This is a genomic window from Gilliamella sp. HK2, from assembly GCF_001690265.1.
Classification (GTDB): Bacteria; Pseudomonadota; Gammaproteobacteria; order Enterobacterales; family Orbaceae; genus Gilliamella; species Gilliamella apicola_C.
Genome location: NZ_LZGV01000098.1, coordinates 14,867 through 32,425, shown reverse-complemented (window position 1 = coordinate 32,425; position 17,559 = coordinate 14,867). Strand labels below are relative to the sequence as shown.

Annotated in this window: 10 protein-coding genes and 1 pseudogene; 1 reads left to right on the top strand and 10 read right to left on the bottom strand. The window is 36.9% G+C overall.

Going from position 1 to position 17,559, the window contains the following annotated elements; all coding sequences use genetic code 11:
* From A9G45_RS11885 to miaB, 8 genes and pseudogenes are all read right to left on the bottom strand, one after another.
* A pseudogene (locus tag A9G45_RS11885) lies at positions 1-1,861 on the bottom strand (hypothetical protein); the annotation flags it as partial.
* Between the two features lie 17 nt (positions 1,862-1,878).
* Positions 1,879-4,389 (bottom strand): type VI secretion system Vgr family protein, encoded by a 2,511-nt coding sequence (locus tag A9G45_RS11880; protein WP_065572415.1) that lies wholly within the window; start codon positions 4,387-4,389, stop codon positions 1,879-1,881.
* 714 nt (positions 4,390-5,103) lie between these two features.
* Complete coding sequence (locus tag A9G45_RS11875; RefSeq protein WP_065567307.1) at positions 5,104-6,285, bottom strand: serine hydrolase; 1,182 nt, start codon at positions 6,283-6,285, stop codon at positions 5,104-5,106.
* A gap of 14 nt (positions 6,286-6,299) precedes the next feature.
* A complete protein-coding gene (gene mrdB / locus A9G45_RS11870; protein WP_081297919.1) occupies positions 6,300-7,406 on the bottom strand; it encodes a peptidoglycan glycosyltransferase MrdB in 1,107 nt (368 codons plus the stop codon).
* Between the two features lie 2 nt (positions 7,407-7,408).
* The gene (mrdA, locus tag A9G45_RS11865) at positions 7,409-9,346 is read right to left on the bottom strand and encodes a penicillin-binding protein 2 (RefSeq protein ID WP_065567305.1); all 1,938 of its coding nucleotides are present in this window, start codon (positions 9,344-9,346) and stop codon (positions 7,409-7,411) included.
* 18 nt (positions 9,347-9,364) lie between these two features.
* Positions 9,365-10,396: a PhoH family protein gene (locus A9G45_RS11860; protein ID WP_065567304.1), complete on the bottom strand. Its 1,032-nt coding sequence runs from the start codon at positions 10,394-10,396 to the stop codon at positions 9,365-9,367.
* Positions 10,397-10,433: 37 nt separating this feature from the next.
* A complete protein-coding gene (locus tag A9G45_RS11855; RefSeq protein ID WP_065567303.1) occupies positions 10,434-10,913 on the bottom strand; it encodes a zinc-ribbon domain-containing protein in 480 nt (159 codons plus the stop codon).
* Between the two features lie 105 nt (positions 10,914-11,018).
* Positions 11,019-12,446: a tRNA (N6-isopentenyl adenosine(37)-C2)-methylthiotransferase MiaB gene (gene miaB, locus A9G45_RS11850; RefSeq protein WP_065567302.1), complete on the bottom strand. Its 1,428-nt coding sequence runs from the start codon at positions 12,444-12,446 to the stop codon at positions 11,019-11,021.
* Between the two features lie 444 nt (positions 12,447-12,890).
* On the opposite strand from miaB, the gene A9G45_RS11845 reads away from it, so the two are divergent.
* Positions 12,891-14,126: an N-acetylmuramoyl-L-alanine amidase gene (locus A9G45_RS11845; RefSeq protein WP_065567301.1), complete on the top strand. Its 1,236-nt coding sequence runs from the start codon at positions 12,891-12,893 to the stop codon at positions 14,124-14,126.
* 44 nt (positions 14,127-14,170) lie between these two features.
* Here A9G45_RS11845 and rsmG read toward each other — a convergent pair whose 3' ends face one another.
* A complete protein-coding gene (rsmG, locus tag A9G45_RS11840; protein ID WP_065567300.1) occupies positions 14,171-14,770 on the bottom strand; it encodes a 16S rRNA (guanine(527)-N(7))-methyltransferase RsmG in 600 nt (199 codons plus the stop codon).
* A complete protein-coding gene (mnmG, locus tag A9G45_RS11835; protein ID WP_065567299.1) occupies positions 14,748-16,640 on the bottom strand; it encodes a tRNA uridine-5-carboxymethylaminomethyl(34) synthesis enzyme MnmG in 1,893 nt (630 codons plus the stop codon). The genes rsmG and mnmG overlap by 23 nt, the downstream gene beginning before the upstream one ends.
* Between the last annotated feature and the right edge of the window lie 919 nt (positions 16,641-17,559).

Here is a 17,559-nt window from a genome sequence, read left to right as displayed (position 1 = left end):
TCCAATAAGCGAGTTTTTGACTTAATTGCCCAGATTGCCGGCCTAGGTGGGAGACTTCATTAGCGTCTATCCAGTAATGCTTATCCTCAACAATAAAACGAATTGTAAAGCAACCTTTATTATCATCGGTCGGCTCAGAGTAGACACCCGGTAGCGTTATCTGTGGCGCGCCACTACTCACTAGCTCAACTTCAGTGGGGATGTCATTTAAGGTTAGTTCAGGATAAAGAAAGCGGTTAATATCAATCAACCGCGCTTTATCTGTTTGCGTTAAACGGTACCATTGTTTTTGCGGTATGGTGTTTTGCGTTTTACCGTTAATCCCATTAATCCCACCGCCTAACGGCGTATTGAATGAAGACTGTCGTGAAGCGTCAAAATATATCAATGGTATACTAAAGGTATATTCCGGTTTGATTTTAACATAGCAATAGTTACTGCTATCTACAAAATGAATCCCTATGCCACTGTTTAAATAGCTATCTGCTGAGGGCTGAATTAATCTGGCCTCTTTTTCAACTAATATGATTGTCTTTTCACTTTCTGGAAGCTTGTCCGCTAAGGAGCGGGTTTTAGTGATAAACGCAGGCAAATCATCACAAGTCAATAATTCAATGTGTGCCATTGGCGGTAATTGCTTGTCTAATGCACGTTTCATCGTAGATAATGGGGCAACTTTAGGCTCGTCAAAACGTTCGGATTGGCTAACATTATGGCCAATGTAACCTATAAAATCGCCTTTATCGATTGGCACAGGCGCTTTTAATACCACCACTTTATCTAATTTTTCAGGTTTAAGTTGGGTCACTATCAGTGAGGTTAATTTGACATACCCCTTATGTGGCGCTTCATCCCCACCATTTTCAACAACCAAAACTGCCGGCACAGTACAATTACCAATTTTACAGATTTTAGCATAACCATTTTCTTGCCCAGCAAATTCAAAAGTCGCCGTTTTTGGCAAATAAGTTAACTTTTGGCTGTCATTCGCAGTGCCATAGATAGCAATCCCTTTGATTTCTACTTCTGGTTTGCCCACCTTTTTATTATCTTCTCGACAGATTTCATAATCCTTATTGGTTTCTGCGGTTTTTCCTGTCGGTCTATCGTTTGCTGTTGTGCCAATATCTTTATGCCAAACATAACCCGAAATATTGCTCAATTCATGTTGAAAGCCGTCTGGTGTTACCACCGCCCCTGCGGTTATCGACACAATTTTATACCAACCAGACATACCGCTTTTTTGTTCACCTAAACGAACTTTACTGCCTTTAAGCAATAACCCTACAACCTTTGTGTTTTTTCCATTTTCGCGTATCACGCTGCCAGCAATGGTGTCTGCGTTTTTCTCATCCACTTCTCCGGCTTTCGCTTGCCAATAATGGGGATAAGTAACCTGACTATCGCTTTCTTGTTCTTTTTGCTGATAACCATACCAATCGAGTTGATGCATATATAAACTGTATAAGGTTATTGAGGGTGGCGTGTCGGTTGCTTTTGCGACTTTAGGCATTTGTAACTGGTGTCTGACTAAGGTAAAGCCCGTTGAAAAATAAGCCACTTTTTGGCAGTCTTGGTAAGCTTCGTCTAACTGTTCATTGTCCTGATACACTATTTTAGGATAAATATTATCGACTCGGTAAGCAATCACTTCACCATGGGCCATACAACGCACTACATTATCATTATCCAGCTTTTTTAGTACGCCTTTATCAATATGAATGCCCCCATGCCATATGCCATTTTCACCAAATGGGTAGAAGCCACTACTCGCTTCTGATAATGCTTTATAATACGCATCTTGACTAAGTTGCTCTTCACCAACGGGAAAGTTGAAATTGTCGATTTTTTTTATGGTCATGTTGATTGCCTTATTCCTTATGCCGAAAAGCCTTTTGAGTTAAACGATACCTGTTTTTTTAATAAGACTTCGAGCTCTCGATTATTATTATTCAGTTTTGCGGATAAATGATTACTTGCTGGCCCCATCTTTTGCATCACATTACATTTAAGGTACACATTATCTTGCGTGCCCAGTTCAATGCCTGCACTGCTGATTTTGATGTACGAACCACCACAGATAAGCTTGATTTCATCGCTGGCGGTGATAGTCACTTTGCCGTCAACGCTATCCACTTTGATATCTTGCTTAGCCGCCATATTGAGGTTGGCATTTTGGGCTTGTACCTCAATATCGCCTTGGTTAGCAAACAGTTTCATGCCTGATTTATGGGCAAATAACCCTATTGCGTCGCCAGATGATACGGTGATGTTTTTTAATGCGGTGATATCGGTTTGGTTTTCACTGGTTAGGGTTAAGCTATTGCCTGTTGTCAGTTGGATGTTTTCTGGGCTAGTTAAGGCAATGCCTTCTTGCGCATAGGCCAGTAGGCCACTTTGGGTTAGCCCGCTTAAGTTGGCTTTAAGTTGGTCTTGACTGTCGGTATCTGCGCTGTGTGCGTCGGACTGGGTAGCGGCATTTTGTAGGGCTTTGGCAATCGATAAGGCATTTTCCAGTTGGTTTATTGCCGCTTGCATATCCAGTTGTTTGCCTTGGGCTTTGGGTTCGGTTTGGGTGGTTAAGTATAAGCCTTTGTTGGCGGCAATCGTCCCCCATTCATCCGTGCGCAGTTCAAAGCCTTCACCGCGTTGTGCTTTTTTTTCGTTAACAAGGTGACCTATGTTTAACTGGGTTTTACCGTATTCGGTGGCGAGTTTAATGTGCTCTTGCCCGCGCTTATCATCCATGCGCAGTTTGTTGTTGGCGGGGGTGCGAATGACATTGCGGTGTTTGTTTACCATAGTCACATGGTCAGGGTGGGCGCTGTCGTGCATGGCATGGGCAATATACGGCCTATCGGGATTGCCATTCATAAAGGCAATCGCCACTTCTGTGCCGTCAATTAACGGAAAGTGAAAGCCATAAGTGTTACCCGAATAAGGTTTGGCTAAGCGTACCCATAGGCTTTCATTGCCCTTTTTCCACGTTTTTAAGTCAAAGTTGAATTTAACTCGGTAGCGCCCGTGAGTGTCAATATAGCCATAGGTGTCATTATCAGGGCTAGTCACCCGTGCGGGTAAGGTGCCACTGACTTGTGGCCAGCGTATAGGTGCTGGGCGATAAGGTTTTAAGGCTTGATAGGGAATGGCGGTAAAGGTGAGTGCATAGGCATCAGTACGGTTACCTTGTCCTTGTACACTTAAAATGAGGATACCGTCATTAATATTCGTCAGCGGACTGCCGTTGATATTAATCCATTGACCGGGAGCAAGGTTATAGTGATTACTCTTACCTTTAATGATAATTTGCTGGCTAATCGCCTGCTCATGACGGATTTTGGCATACCATTGGCCACTTTCAATGTCGTTATCTTGTTCAATGCTGTCATCTTGCGGTGACAGGTTAGCGGTTTGTGGTTGGTTGGAATTAACGGCTTTGTCATTTGGCTTGCTCTGCTGACCTTGTCCGCTTTTATAATGCTCTTCGTAACGGTAATCAGTGCCTTGCGTGGTGGTGGTTTTGGGTTGGGTGTTGATATCGGTGAGTAAATCGGCTTTGGCATTACGGTAGTTATAGTCTTGAACAGTCACTGAGGCCGGTACCACTTCGCTATGTAAGGTGATATCCCAAACACTTTCTATGCCCGTATCGGCCATACCACTCGGCAGTTTATAGTCGATATTGGCCACCTGTGCATAGCCTTGTTCATAATCACTTAACACCATCACATCACAATCATGTTCGGCATGGGTTTCAAAGCGGAACCAGATACCGACATCAGCCAATAAGCGTTGAATAAATTCCAGGTCGCTTTCTTGCCACTGGGTGATAAATTCACGTTCAGGATAACTGTCTTTGAGCGCTAACCGGTAATCAATGCCGGTAAAACCGTGACTGCGTAGCACTTCTTCAACCACACTGACCACGCTTTGATTTTGAAATAGGGCACTATGTTTCCCCACAGCCAGCCGTGCTAAGCGCGAAGATAACACGACTTGGTAATGAGCTTCATCTTTATTGACTGATAGCTGGCTAAATTCGGTGATGACCCCATACAAGGTACGTTTATTCGTGACGGCAGGCAAGTCGCTTAGTGAACGAATAGCGGAAGTTAATGGTTTGTTAATAACAGGATTAAAAAAGAAAGTCGATTTTTGATTAAGGAACGCATCGGGCGATAAGGTTTTGTCAGGGCTGGTAAAGGTAACCACATAACGCCAAGGCTGGTTTAACTGCTCATCACCATCAACATGCAAAACTGAAATCGGTGCGGTCAGCCCATCAACGGTTAAGGTATAGCGGTTGTGACTAACACCCCCTAAGCCGGCCATTAAATGGTTAAACTCGCCACCGAGTTGATCCAAAAGGCGATTAAGTTCATTCGACATGTTTTGCTCTCCTATTATTCCTCATAATTTATTCCGTTTATTTTTATTTTAGTTATTATTTAATCGTATACTCAGTATGACTGAGTGCAAAAAACAGACAATTCAGCCAAAAAGCATACACTGTTTTAGTGTAAAATTTAATCTTTTTTTTCAATTGTTAAATAAATAGTGCTGAATATTAATGGGTTATATTAGTTAAACCAGTAAGTGATAACCGTTTAACGTTTTAGCTAAATAAGGGATTTAAGCCATTTGATGCTTTATGAAAAATAATTTATTAATCCCTTAAATTTAAAGTGATTTTATACTGAAACGGTATAGATTCCTGAATATTTTTAACAGAAATTCAGTAATTATTAATAAAGAAGATATCTCTTTTATTTATAACTAGTTATCAAATATAAGAAATTTAAAAATAAGTTAATAAAATAAAAAGCTTTATAATCATGTAAGTGTAAATAACTAGATGTTTTCTTACCATTATCATCCATTATAATATGTTGGTTAGTTTTATTAAGTTTGCATTGTTTATTTAATAAGCAAATATTAAAATAAAAAGTAATGATGAAAACTTAAATAAAATCAATATTTATCTGACAGTTTTTGAGCAGTTATTTTTTATATTAGACTATATTATTTTTGAAAGAGGATAGGTTGTTCTGTAAGCAATTACTTACAGAACGCAGAGCGATGATAGCAAAACTTGAATAAAAACTAGTGGAATAATCTATAGCATTGTAGCGTTATCCAATCCCATACACTACCAAAAAAGCCTGTTTCTTCAACATTTTGTAAAGCAACAAGTGGCTGTTCGTTAATAACTTTACCGTCAAGTAAAAATTGCATTTTGCCCACTGTTGCGCCCTTAGCTATTGGTGCATAAATATAATCATCAATTTTATATTCAACTTGTACATCTGCTGAACGGCCTTTTGGCACTGTGATAAAGGCACCATTAATTGCACCTAATTGAATTTTATTTTCATCGCCATACCAAATAGTTTCAGTTGCTAATGGCGCACCTGCTTTTATAGGATTTGCTGTTTCAAAAAAGCGGAATCCCCATACTAATAATTTTTTACTTTCTTCTTCACGACCTTTATAAGTACGACCACCTAATACGGCTGAAATTAAACGAGTATTACCATCCACAGCAGAAGCAACTAAGTTATACCCCGCGGCATTGGTATGGCCTGTTTTAATTCCGTCTACATTCAGTGTAGTATCCCAAAGTAGCCCATTTCGATTAAGTTGTGGTTTAGATAATGTATAAGTAAATTCTTTTTCTTTGTAAATGGAATATTCTTCAGGTAAATCACGAATTAAAGCTTGCCCTAAAAAAGCCATGTCTTTAGCTGTTGTGTATTGCCCTGGCGCATCAAGCCCATGCACTGTTTCAAAGTGAGTATGATCTAATCCAAGTCTTTTAGCATAATCATTCATTAGGTTAACAAAAGCGCCTTGGCTCCCCGCAACGTGTTCTGCCATAGCAATACAAGCGTCGTTACCCGATGGGATAATAATGCCTTTATTAAGATCAGAAACCGATACCGTTTTACCGACTTCTAAAAACATCAATGATGATCCTTTTAAAATAGGGTTGCCTGTTGCCCATGCATCTTTACTGACCACAACCATGTCATCATTTTTAATACGCCCTGATTGTAGTGCTTGCCCCACCACGTAACTGGTCATCATTTTAGTTAAACTTGCTGGGTCACGTTGTTCCTCGGCATTATATTGTGCCAGTATTTCGCCTGATTTAGCATCGATCAAAATATAAGATTCTGCATCCAACTTGGGGATAGCTGGAATAGGAAAAGCCATTTCAGCATTTGCTGATGAGCAAACAGCAAGCGCGAATAACGCAAAAGATAATTTAAATTTCTTTTTCATTTATTTGGGTTCCGTTAAATATTTTTAGATAACATATATCGATGTGTGTGAATAGACATCATAATGCCAAAACTTGCCATTAATACGACTAAAGAAGAGCCACCATAACTTATTAGCGGTAATGGTACACCAACTACTGGTAAGATTCCACTGACCATACCAATATTAATAAACACATAAATAAAAAAGACTAAAATTAGCCCACCAGAAAGTATTCGACCAAAGGTGGTTTGTGCCTGAGCAGCAATAATAAGCCCTCGTACAATTAAACATAAAAAGAGGATAAGCAAAACAATAGAGCCAATAAAACCAAACTCTTCGGCAATAACGGAGAAGATGAAATCGGTATGTCGCTCAGGTAAAAATTCAAGTTGTGATTGTGTGCCTTGTAACCAGCCTTTACCCCATAGACCGCCCGATCCAATTGCTATTTTAGATTGAATGATATGATAACCTGCTCCGCTAGGATCAAGTTCGGGATTAATCAACATTAATACGCGTTTTTGCTGGTAATCATGCATTAAAAAGAACCACATAATCGGTAAAAAGACAGCGATTAAAATTAATGCAACAAGAATGTAACGCCAATTCATACCCGCTAAAAATATAATAAAAATACCTGACATAACAATTAATATTGCTGTACCTAAGTCAGGTTGCATCGCAACAAGTAATGCTGGCACACCAATGATAGCAAGTGTTTGTAATGTGGTTTTTAATGGTGGTGGACACCCATCTCGGTGAATAAATTTTGCTACCATTAATGGCACGGCTATTTTGGCTATTTCTGAAGGTTGAAATCGTAAAATACCTAAATCCAACCAACGCTGTGCGCCTTTACTGGTGTAACCAAAAATATCAACTAGTAATAGTATGATAATACAAACAATATATAGATACAGCGCCCATTTTTCATAAGCCCTAGGTGAAAACTGAGCTAAAATAATCATTACAGCAAAACCGAGCAATATTTGAATGGCTCGTTTTTGCATCATATCGATATTTTGACCCGATGCACTCCAAAGAATATAGAGGCTATAGCCAAGTAATAGCGTAATAAATAAAAAAAATAAGGGATCGATGTGTATCTTTTGCCAAAAAGATTTTTTGCTGTTATTCATCATTAATCTTCAGTTCCGTCATTGGGTGATGGCTCATCCAGCTGTGTTGAATTATTACCTAGAAGGTAAAAATCTAAGATTTTACGAGCAACAGCGCCACCGTTTGAGCTACCACCGCCACCATTTTCTAATACAATCGCTAGCGCTATTTTGGGTTTATCATAAGGGGCATAAGCAATAAATAATGCATGATCACGTAAATGCTCTGGGATCTTATGAGCATTATAGACTTCATCTTGCTTCAAGCCATAAACTTGCGCAGTACCAGATTTACCTGCAGCCTGATATTTTGCATCAGCATAAATCTTACGTGCCGTTCCTCTTGATCCAAACATCACTCGGTGCATACCTTCCTTAGCAAGTGCCCAATAAGCAGGGTTAATATCACCTAAACTATTTGTTTCAATATAATTATCTGAATTAATCTCTGGTTGCCGTTTATTAGCGTTTAAAATATCGCTCTTTTTATATAATAAAAAATGCGGTGTATAGGTTTTTCCATTATTAATTAAAGTCGTTAGCGCTTTAACCATTTGCATTGGGGTTGCAGTCCAATAACCTTGACCAATACCGACAGGAATGGTATCACCTTGTAACCAAGATTTTTTATGACGCTTTATTTTCCATTCACGGCTCGGCATAACGGCACGGGTTTCTTCGTTTGGTGAAATATCAATACCGGTGCGTTTACCATAACCGAACTTAGCCATCCATAAGTTTAAGCGATCGATACCCATATCATAAGCAACTTTATAAAAGTAAGTATCAACCGATTCTTCAATGGCCTTTAATACATCAACCCGACCATGCCCCCATTTAAGCCAATCTCGATAACGTCGCTCAGTACCAGGTAATTGCCACCAACCAGGATCATCAACTACAGTTTTTGGCGTGATAACCCCTTCACTCAAAGCGGCAATAGAAATAAAAGGTTTAACGGTCGAAGCTGGTGGATAAGCGCCGAGTAACACACGATTAAATAGTGGTTTACTAGGATCTTTGAGTAATTCGCTATATTTTACACTCGATATACCGCCAACAAATAGATTGGAATCATAACTTGGACTAGAAACTAAAGCTAAAATCTCACCATTATTAGGATCCATAGCGACCACGGCGGCTTTACGCCCTGCCAATAATTGCTCTATATAAAGCTGTAATTTAAGGTTAATAGATAAATAGATGTCTTCACCAGCTTGTGGTGGATGTTTGTTTATTTGACGAACAATACGACCTCGGCTATTAACTTCAACCTTTTCATAACCTGGGGTTCCGTGTAATACGTCTTCATAATACCTTTCTATCCCCATTTTACCAATATTAAACGTAGCGACATAATCGCTGGACTTATTTTCATCATCTAAGCGCTGTTTATCTTGGCTATTAATTTTAGAAATATAGCCAAGAATATGAGTCAGTGATGCACCATAAGGGTAATAACGATGCTGTATCCCCACAATAGAAACAAATGGAAAACGATGTTGATCCACAACAAAACGCGCTATTTGTTTTTTGGTCAAATTTTCTTTTAGCGGTACAGGGCGATGAGCTTTATAATTGCGTCGTTCTTTTTGAAACATCTCAATATCTTCATCAGTCAAGCCAACAATTTTTTTTAATTCATTGAATTGTTCATTAAGGTTTTTTGTTTTATCAGGAATGATATTAAGCTGATATGTGATGTTATTAATTGCCAAAGGTGTACCATTACGGTCATAAATCATGCCACGACTAGGTGGGATAGGTATAATTTCAATTCGATTATTATTGGATTTTGTACTGTAATAACTAAAATTAGCAATTTGCAAATCGGCTAAATTACCAAGCAAAATAATAACCATTAAAATAATCGTAACAAATGCAAATAGCGCCCTACGAAGAAATAAATTTGCTTCGGCAGAATGATCTCGAATTACCGTTTTTTCTTTTTTACGTGAAATAGGAATAATAAGACTCCTTTATATACTACTTTCCGTATGTTGCTGTTTAATATTCTGTTGTTGTTCTTCCCATTTTTCATAAGCATTAACAATTCTGGCAACCACTGGATGACGGACTACATCTTCACTATTGAAAAAATTAAAACTAATTTCATCAACTTGACTCAATACTTCAATAGCATGTCGTAAACCCGATTTTTGATGGCGTGGTAAATCAATTTGGGTAATATCGCCTGTTATTACCGCTTTAGAATTAAAACCTATGCGAGTTAAAAACATCTTCATTTGTTCAATGGTGGTATTTTGGCTTTCATCAAGAATAATAAAAGCATCATTAAGAGTTCGCCCTCGCATATAGGCAAGTGGTGCAACTTCAATCACACTTTTTTCAATTAGCTTTTCAACTTTTTCAAATCCGAGCATTTCGAATAACGCATCATAAAGTGGGCGCAAATAAGGATCGACTTTTTGGCTTAAGTCGCCAGGCAAAAAACCTAATTTTTCGCCTGCTTCAACCGCAGGCCTAGTCAATACAATGCGACGGATTTGTTGCTTTTCAAGCGCATCAACCGCTGCAGCTACCGCTAAATAAGTTTTACCTGTACCAGCAGGCCCTATACCAAACGAGATATCATAATCTAAAACATGGGCAATATATTGTGCTTGATTTGCCGTTCTTGGTTTAATGATGCCTCGCTTAGTTTTTATCATTACCAACTTGCCGCCTTGATGATCAATATAAGCAGGCAAATGCTCACTTGCCTTTTCTAGCGCGCCAGACTCTTTAATTGCTAGATGGATTTGTTCTGGCTCGATATCAATGATTTTATCTTTGGCTTTAGTTTGCTTATAAAGAGATTGTAAAATATCATTGGCTGCTTTGACACAAATCCGATCGCCAGTTATGGAAAATAAATTACCACGATGATTAATCTCAACACCAAGTCGACGCTCTAGCTGCTTAATATTGTCATTATAAGGACCACAAAGGCTATTAAGTCGCTGATTATCAGCGGGGTCAAGCATAGTTTCATGTGTTATGATATTCAAATGTAAGCCCTCAAATAATTAAAACTAATAATTAAAACTAACTTTTAATGTATCCTTCACATAAAGAACACTTTTCAACACCTGTTAAAAAGTCCATATTACAATGATGACATGTCACAATATTACCAGAAACAACATGATCAACAGCACGTTGGGATTGATCTTGATCAAGACCCTGTGCTTTTAGTTTATTGATCAGCATTGAAATAGGTGTTCCACTTTTTAACTCTTGTTCAACATATGATGCAACTTGTTCTTCAAATGTTGGTGGCACATATTCCAGTACGTTTTCGTTGTAATCACTATTGCACTCATTACACTTTATATAACGTCCTAATGTTTCGTAACTAAAAATAGGAATAAAAAATAGCGTAAAATATTTTGCCACTTTTATTTGTGTATATTTTTGTTTTTTTTCATCGGTAGTGGTGTTTTGTTGCGAACAGCAATTTGGGCAATTAAATTGTCCACTATGTTCGTTAACTTCTCTTCCGCGAGTTCCAAATATTATAAACATATTATTTTCTTTTCCTTTAAATTCATCCGTAAGTTATTTTATTATCTTTATTATTTTATAAAAAATATGAAAAGCCACTCACATTGTGGCTTAATGATTACTACTTTAAGGTTGATAGATACCGACCCCTAACTCGTTTTCTTTACGAGTGCGTGAAATAACTGACATTGGTGATTCACTAACACGTAAATCCATTTCATCTTCAGTACGAACAACTCTACCACGTAGCGAATTTGGATAAACATCAGTAATTTCAACGTCAACAAACTTACCAATCATATCAGGACAACCTTCAAAATTCACAATTCGATTATTTTCCGTTCGACCCGTTAATTCCATAAGGTCTTTTTTGGATGGACCTTCAACTAAAATACGCTGAACCGTATTTAACATACGACGACTAAATTGCATAGCTTGTTGGTTGATTCGTTCTTGAAGAATGTAAAGGCGTTGCTTTTTCTCTTCTTCCGAAACATTATCTTCCATTTCAGCAGCGGGTGTACCAGGGCGAGCTGAATAAACAAAGCTGTAACTTAAATCAAAATTGACATCAGCAATGAGTTTCATTGTTTGTTCAAAATCTTCTTGTGTTTCACCTGGGAAACCAACAATAAAATCAGAACTAATTTGAATGTCTGGGCGCACTTTACGTAATTTTCGAATAATGGATTTATATTCAAGTGCGGTATGCGTACGTTTCATTAAGTTTAATACGCGATCTGAACCACTTTGAACAGGTAAATGTAAAAAATTCACAAGCTCTGGCGTGTCACGATAAACATCAATAATGTCATCAGTAAATTCGATCGGATGGCTAGTTGTAAAGCGAATACGATCAATACCATCAATAGCGGCAACTAGCCGTAATAGCTCTGCAAAGGAACAAATATCACCATCAAATGTGGGGCCACGATAAGCATTAACATTTTGACCTAATAAATTGACTTCACGCACCCCTTGTTCAGCCAGTTGTGCAATTTCATAAATGACATCATCACAAGGTCGGCTAACTTCTTCACCGCGAGTATAAGGTACGACGCAATAAGTGCAATATTTATTGCACCCTTCCATAATAGAAACAAATGCAGTAGGTCCTTCGCTACGAGGCTCTGGCAAGCGATCAAATTTTTCAATTTCAGGAAAGCTGACATCAACGACATGGTTACCATTACCACTTCGAATCTGTTCAATCATTTCAGGTAAACGGTGAAAAGTTTGAGGCCCAAAAATAATATCGACAAAAGGGGCACGTTTACGAATATGTGCACCTTCTTGCGAGGCAACACAACCACCAACACCAATAATGATATTTGGATTATGTTGTTTAAGATTTTTCCAACGACCTAATTGATGAAAAACCTTTTCCTGAGCTTTTTCTCGAATAGAGCAGGTATTTAGTAATAAAATATCCGCTTCTTCGGCATTGTCTGTTAATGTTAAACCATGGGTAGATTCAAGGAGATCAGCCATTTTTGTTGAGTCATACTCATTCATTTGGCAGCCCCAAGTTTTGATATGTAATTTTTTGCTCATCAATAACTCAGCTATATTTAATTGTTAAAATGAAAACGGGTTTAAATCCGTGATTTTAGCGAGCCATATTGTAATCTTTTGTGAATGTAGGGTCTATAATAAAATAAGCATAGCAACCCAAAATAAAGCATTATATAAGCTTTTATAAAATGATTTGAAAATACAGTGAAAATTTTTCAATTAATATAGATGATTATAAAAAAAAACTGTTAATTGAATAATTGCATTTAATGGCGTTTTAAGATCTATACCAACTTTTTATAACGATAAAATCTAACATTGATCTTAGAAAAGGAAAAAATAATATCGCTATAACATAAAAAATGGATAGGTTATTTTATAAAAAAATCAGATAAAGATAAGAATCATTCTTTTTAATATCTTTATATTTTATGTTATTATTCGCGATTAACTCATATAGAAAATAAAGTGTTTAGATTAAATATGTCAGAAACATTCAGTCCTACAAAGCGCCTATTAGTTAAAGGTATTCTTGCGACTTGTTTATTATCTGTCACTCGTGTAGGCTTTGCTGCTTCAATGGCACAAATTGTTGCTGTGCGAGTTTGGCCTTCATCTACTTATACTAGGATCACTTTAGAATCCAATATTAGTTTAAAATACAAGCATTTTTTATTGAGTAACCCCGAAAGAATCGCAATTGATATCAGTGATGTCAATTTAAATACAACATTAAAAAATATATCTTCAAAAGTTTTAAAAAACGATCCTTATATTAAATCGATACGTGTTGTTCAACGTGACCCAAAAACGGTTAGAATACTGATCGAATTAAAACAAGGCGTTCAACCAAATACTTTTACTTTATCGCCAATTGCGAAATTTAAGCATCGTTTGGTGATGGATCTTTATCCATCTAAACCCGCTTCAACTTCCGATGCTGATCCTTTACTTGCTCTGTTAGAAGAGTATAAATCTGGAAATCTTAATAAAAAACAATCTGAAATAAAAACACCGGCTAATAAAAAGAAAAACGCGCCAATTGTTGTTATGTTAGATCCAGGGCATGGCGGTGAAGATCCCGGTGCTATAGGCTATAATAAAACCCGTGAAAAAGACATTGTTTTACAAATTGCACGTCGCACTTACAATTTGCTAAAAAAAGAGCCCAACATAAAAGTTTACATGACGCGTAATGAAGATGTGTTTATACCTTTAAAAGTTCGAGTAGCTAAAGCACGATCTTTACATGCAGATCTTTTTATTTCTATCCATGCTGATGCATTTGCTAATCGTTCAGTTGGCGGATCTTCTGTTTTTGCATTATCAACACGTGGGGCAAGTAGTTCTGCAGCAAGCTATCTGGCACAAACCCAAAATGAAGCCGACCAAATTGGGGGAGTAAGTCGTAGTGGCGATAAATATTTGGACAATACCATTTTAGATTTAGTGCAAAAAACAACTTTAAATAATGGGGTTTTACTGGGTAATGCTATTTTAAGCCAAATGAAAAAGATTAATAAGCTGCATAAACCTTCTCTTGAAAAAGCAGGATTTGCGGTACTAAAAGCACCAGATATCCCGTCTGTTTTAGTAGAAACTGCTTTTATTAGTAATACTACTGAAGAAAAGAAATTAAAAACAGCAGCTTTTCAAAATCAAGTATCTAAAGCAATTGTTGATGGTATAAAAGCCTACCTAAAAAAACGTAAAAATTAACCTTGTAAAGATGTTTAAAATTATGTAGATGCTTTAGTATAAAGCTACTTAATAATAACTAAACATCTTTCAGCATTTAATTCAGGTATAGTTAATTTAATATTTTGTTTAAGCGTAAAACCATTAGGAATGGAATCAATATCACTTCCCTTTAATGCATAAAAAAGCCCTCGCTCATTAGGAAGGTGTTTACACCAACTTAGCATATCTTGCAAAGAGGCAAATGCACGACTAATAACCCCATCAAATTTTTTTTCAGTGTACTCTTCAATACGACTTTGCACAGGATTTATGTTTGTTAATTTTAATTCAAACTGTACCTGCTTTAAAAAGCGAATACGCTTACCTAAGCTATCAACTAAATCAAATTGTTTTTCAGGATTAATAATCGCTAAGGGAACACCTGGTAAACCAGGGCCTGTTCCTACATCAATAAAGCTTTTACCTGTTAAATAAGGCGATACAATTAAGCTATCGATAATATGCTTCACTAACATATCATTAGGATCGCGGATCGCCGTTAAGTTATAAGCCTTATTCCATTTGTTGAGCATTTCAACATAATGGATCAATTGATCTATTTGTAATTCCGTGATCAAAAGATCCGTTTGATCAATCAGATTAATAAGTTTCTTTTTTAACATAATTCTTCTTTTTTAAATAAACCAACAACATTGAAATAGCAGCCGGCGTAATACCAGAAATACGCGACGCTTGCCCAATAGAAACAGGCTTGTGTTGTTTTAATTTAGCCACAACTTCATTCGATAATCCAGATATTTCGGCATAATCAATATGTTCAGGAATAAGTGTTTGTTCATTGCGTTTTTGACGTTCAATTTCTTCAATTTGCAATTTAATATAACCGTCATATTTAACTTGAATTTCAACCTGTTCTGCAGCTTGTGCATCCGATAATCCTGGTGAAAATAAAGAAAGCGTTTTCAATGTGTTATAACTCATTTCTGGTCGCTTAAGCAACTCTTCACCATTAGCTTCTTTGGTTAAATTAGCGCTTAAAACAGCGTTGACTTCATCAATCGTTTCAATATGGGGGTGTACCCAGATATCGCGTAAACGCGCTCTTTCTTGTTCGATTGCTTCAAATTTTTCGTTAAAGCGCTGCCAACGATAATCATCAACCATCCCTAGCTTACGGCCTATTTCTGTTAAACGAATGTCAGCATTATCTTCACGTAACATTAAACGATATTCAGCACGTGAAGTAAACATGCGGTAAGGTTCATTGGTACCAAGAGTACAAAGATCATCAACGAGTACTCCTAAATAAGCTTGATCACGGCTTGGATACCATTGATCTTGATCAAAAACAAAACGCGCAGCATTTAAGCCAGCAAGCATACCTTGTGCAGCAGCTTCTTCATAGCCCGTTGTGCCATTGATCTGTCCCGCTAAAAATAGCCCTTTGATCACTTTGCTTTCCAGTGTTGGCTTAAGATCCCTTGGATCAAAATAATCATATTCGATCGCGTAACCAGGTCTTACAATGTTGGCATTTTCTAATCCTTTCATGCTACGTACAAATGCAAGTTGTACATCAAACGGTAAGCTTGTTGAGATCCCATTTGGATAGATTTCGTTACTGTCTAATCCTTCAGGCTCTAAATAGATCTGATGCGAATTACGATCAGCAAAGCGCATTATTTTATCTTCAATTGATGGACAATATCTAGGTCCTACACCTTCAATTACCCCTGTATACATAGGGCTACGATCTAAGCTATTTCGAATGATCTCGTGGGTTGTTTCGTTAGTACTTGTGATATAACAAGGGATCTGTTTAGGATGATCACTTGCATTACCTAAAAATGAAAATACGGGTACTGGATCATCACCATATTGAGTGCCTAGTTTTGAAAAATCAATTGTTCTCGCATCAATTCGTGGTGGCGTACCTGTTTTTAGCCGCCCCATTCTAAAAGGATATTGGTGTAATGATTTTGATAAACCTATTGATGCTGGATCCCCTGTGCGACCACCACTATAATTATCAAGCCCTATATGAATTTTTCCATCTAAAAAAGTACCCGTTGTTAAAACAACAGCTTTAGCTTTAAATGAAATGCCCATTTGTGTTTTGACACCTGTTATTTGATCGTTTTCAATGATCACGTCTTCAACAGATTGTTGAAAGAGCATTAAATTTTCTTGATTTTCAAGAGTAGTGCGGATCACTTTACGGTACAGTGATCTGTCTGCTTGTGCTCTTGTTGCTCGCACAGCGGGTCCTTTACTACTGTTTAAGATCCTAAATTGGATCCCTGCATGATCAATAGCATGTGCCATTAGACCACCCATAGCATCAATTTCTTTTACCAAATGACCTTTACCTATGCCGCCAATAGCAGGATTACAGGACATTTGTCCTAATGTATTGATATTATGGGTTAAAAGCAGTGTTTTTCGTCCCATTCTCGCTGATGCCATTGCGGCTTCTGTTCCTGCATGACCACCACCAACAACGATGACATCAAAAAGATCTGGATAAAACATAAAAAAGCCTCGTATTTATTTGTGTATAGATGATCGCTAATTTAGATCCTGTGATCTAGTTATTTAGCGTAGGGAATTTTACTCATCTTTTCGATTACGTCAAATGATCTATTTCGATCGCGATCTAAATTAAATAAGATCTTTTAGGTGATCTTTTATTTTTATTACTATTAAATAGGATCCTTTTTGTTGATAACTTATTTTTATAGATATTTTATAAGATCTTATTTGTGATCCAATTCTGTGAATTGATCGGATCTTTTTTTGTGTATACTTGTTTATAACTATTAAATTTATCCACAGATGTTTTTTTGATTTAAGTTATTAATGCGATTATAACAGCTTATGATCCTAATTTATCACAGAGTTATCCACAAAAAAATAAGTTCGTTTGCTTAAACTTTATACTTATACCGATGATCTATTTTAAAATATCTAATAGGATCAGTTGAAAAGATCAATGTGCGATCAAGGCATATTAGTATAAAACTTTTCTATAACATTTAATCTAAAATAATTGCTCACATATGGTGGTATAACCTTCTGAGCCTGTTTTACCTTATTGGAAAAAGGAATTGCCAGTGCAATTTATCTTGGTTGAATAGACGATTGTCCTTTTCTATTAAGTGGTAAGGTAGCTGTGATTGCAAAAGATCATTATGAACTTTATGCGTTAAGCCTGATGATCGAATTATTAGCACTTGCACTCATTGCTGTCGAGGAAAATTATTATTAAAAAATAAATTTAGTATAGTCATTTTTTTGTGGGTAAGATGGTTAAACTATTTTATAATAAGCAAATTATATTTATATAAATAGAGGGGATTTGATTTAGCCTTAGTTTATCTATTAAAAAGTAGATTAACCTGTTTTGTGCAATTAAAGTACACATTAAATAATTTAAGGGGCAGGATATTTT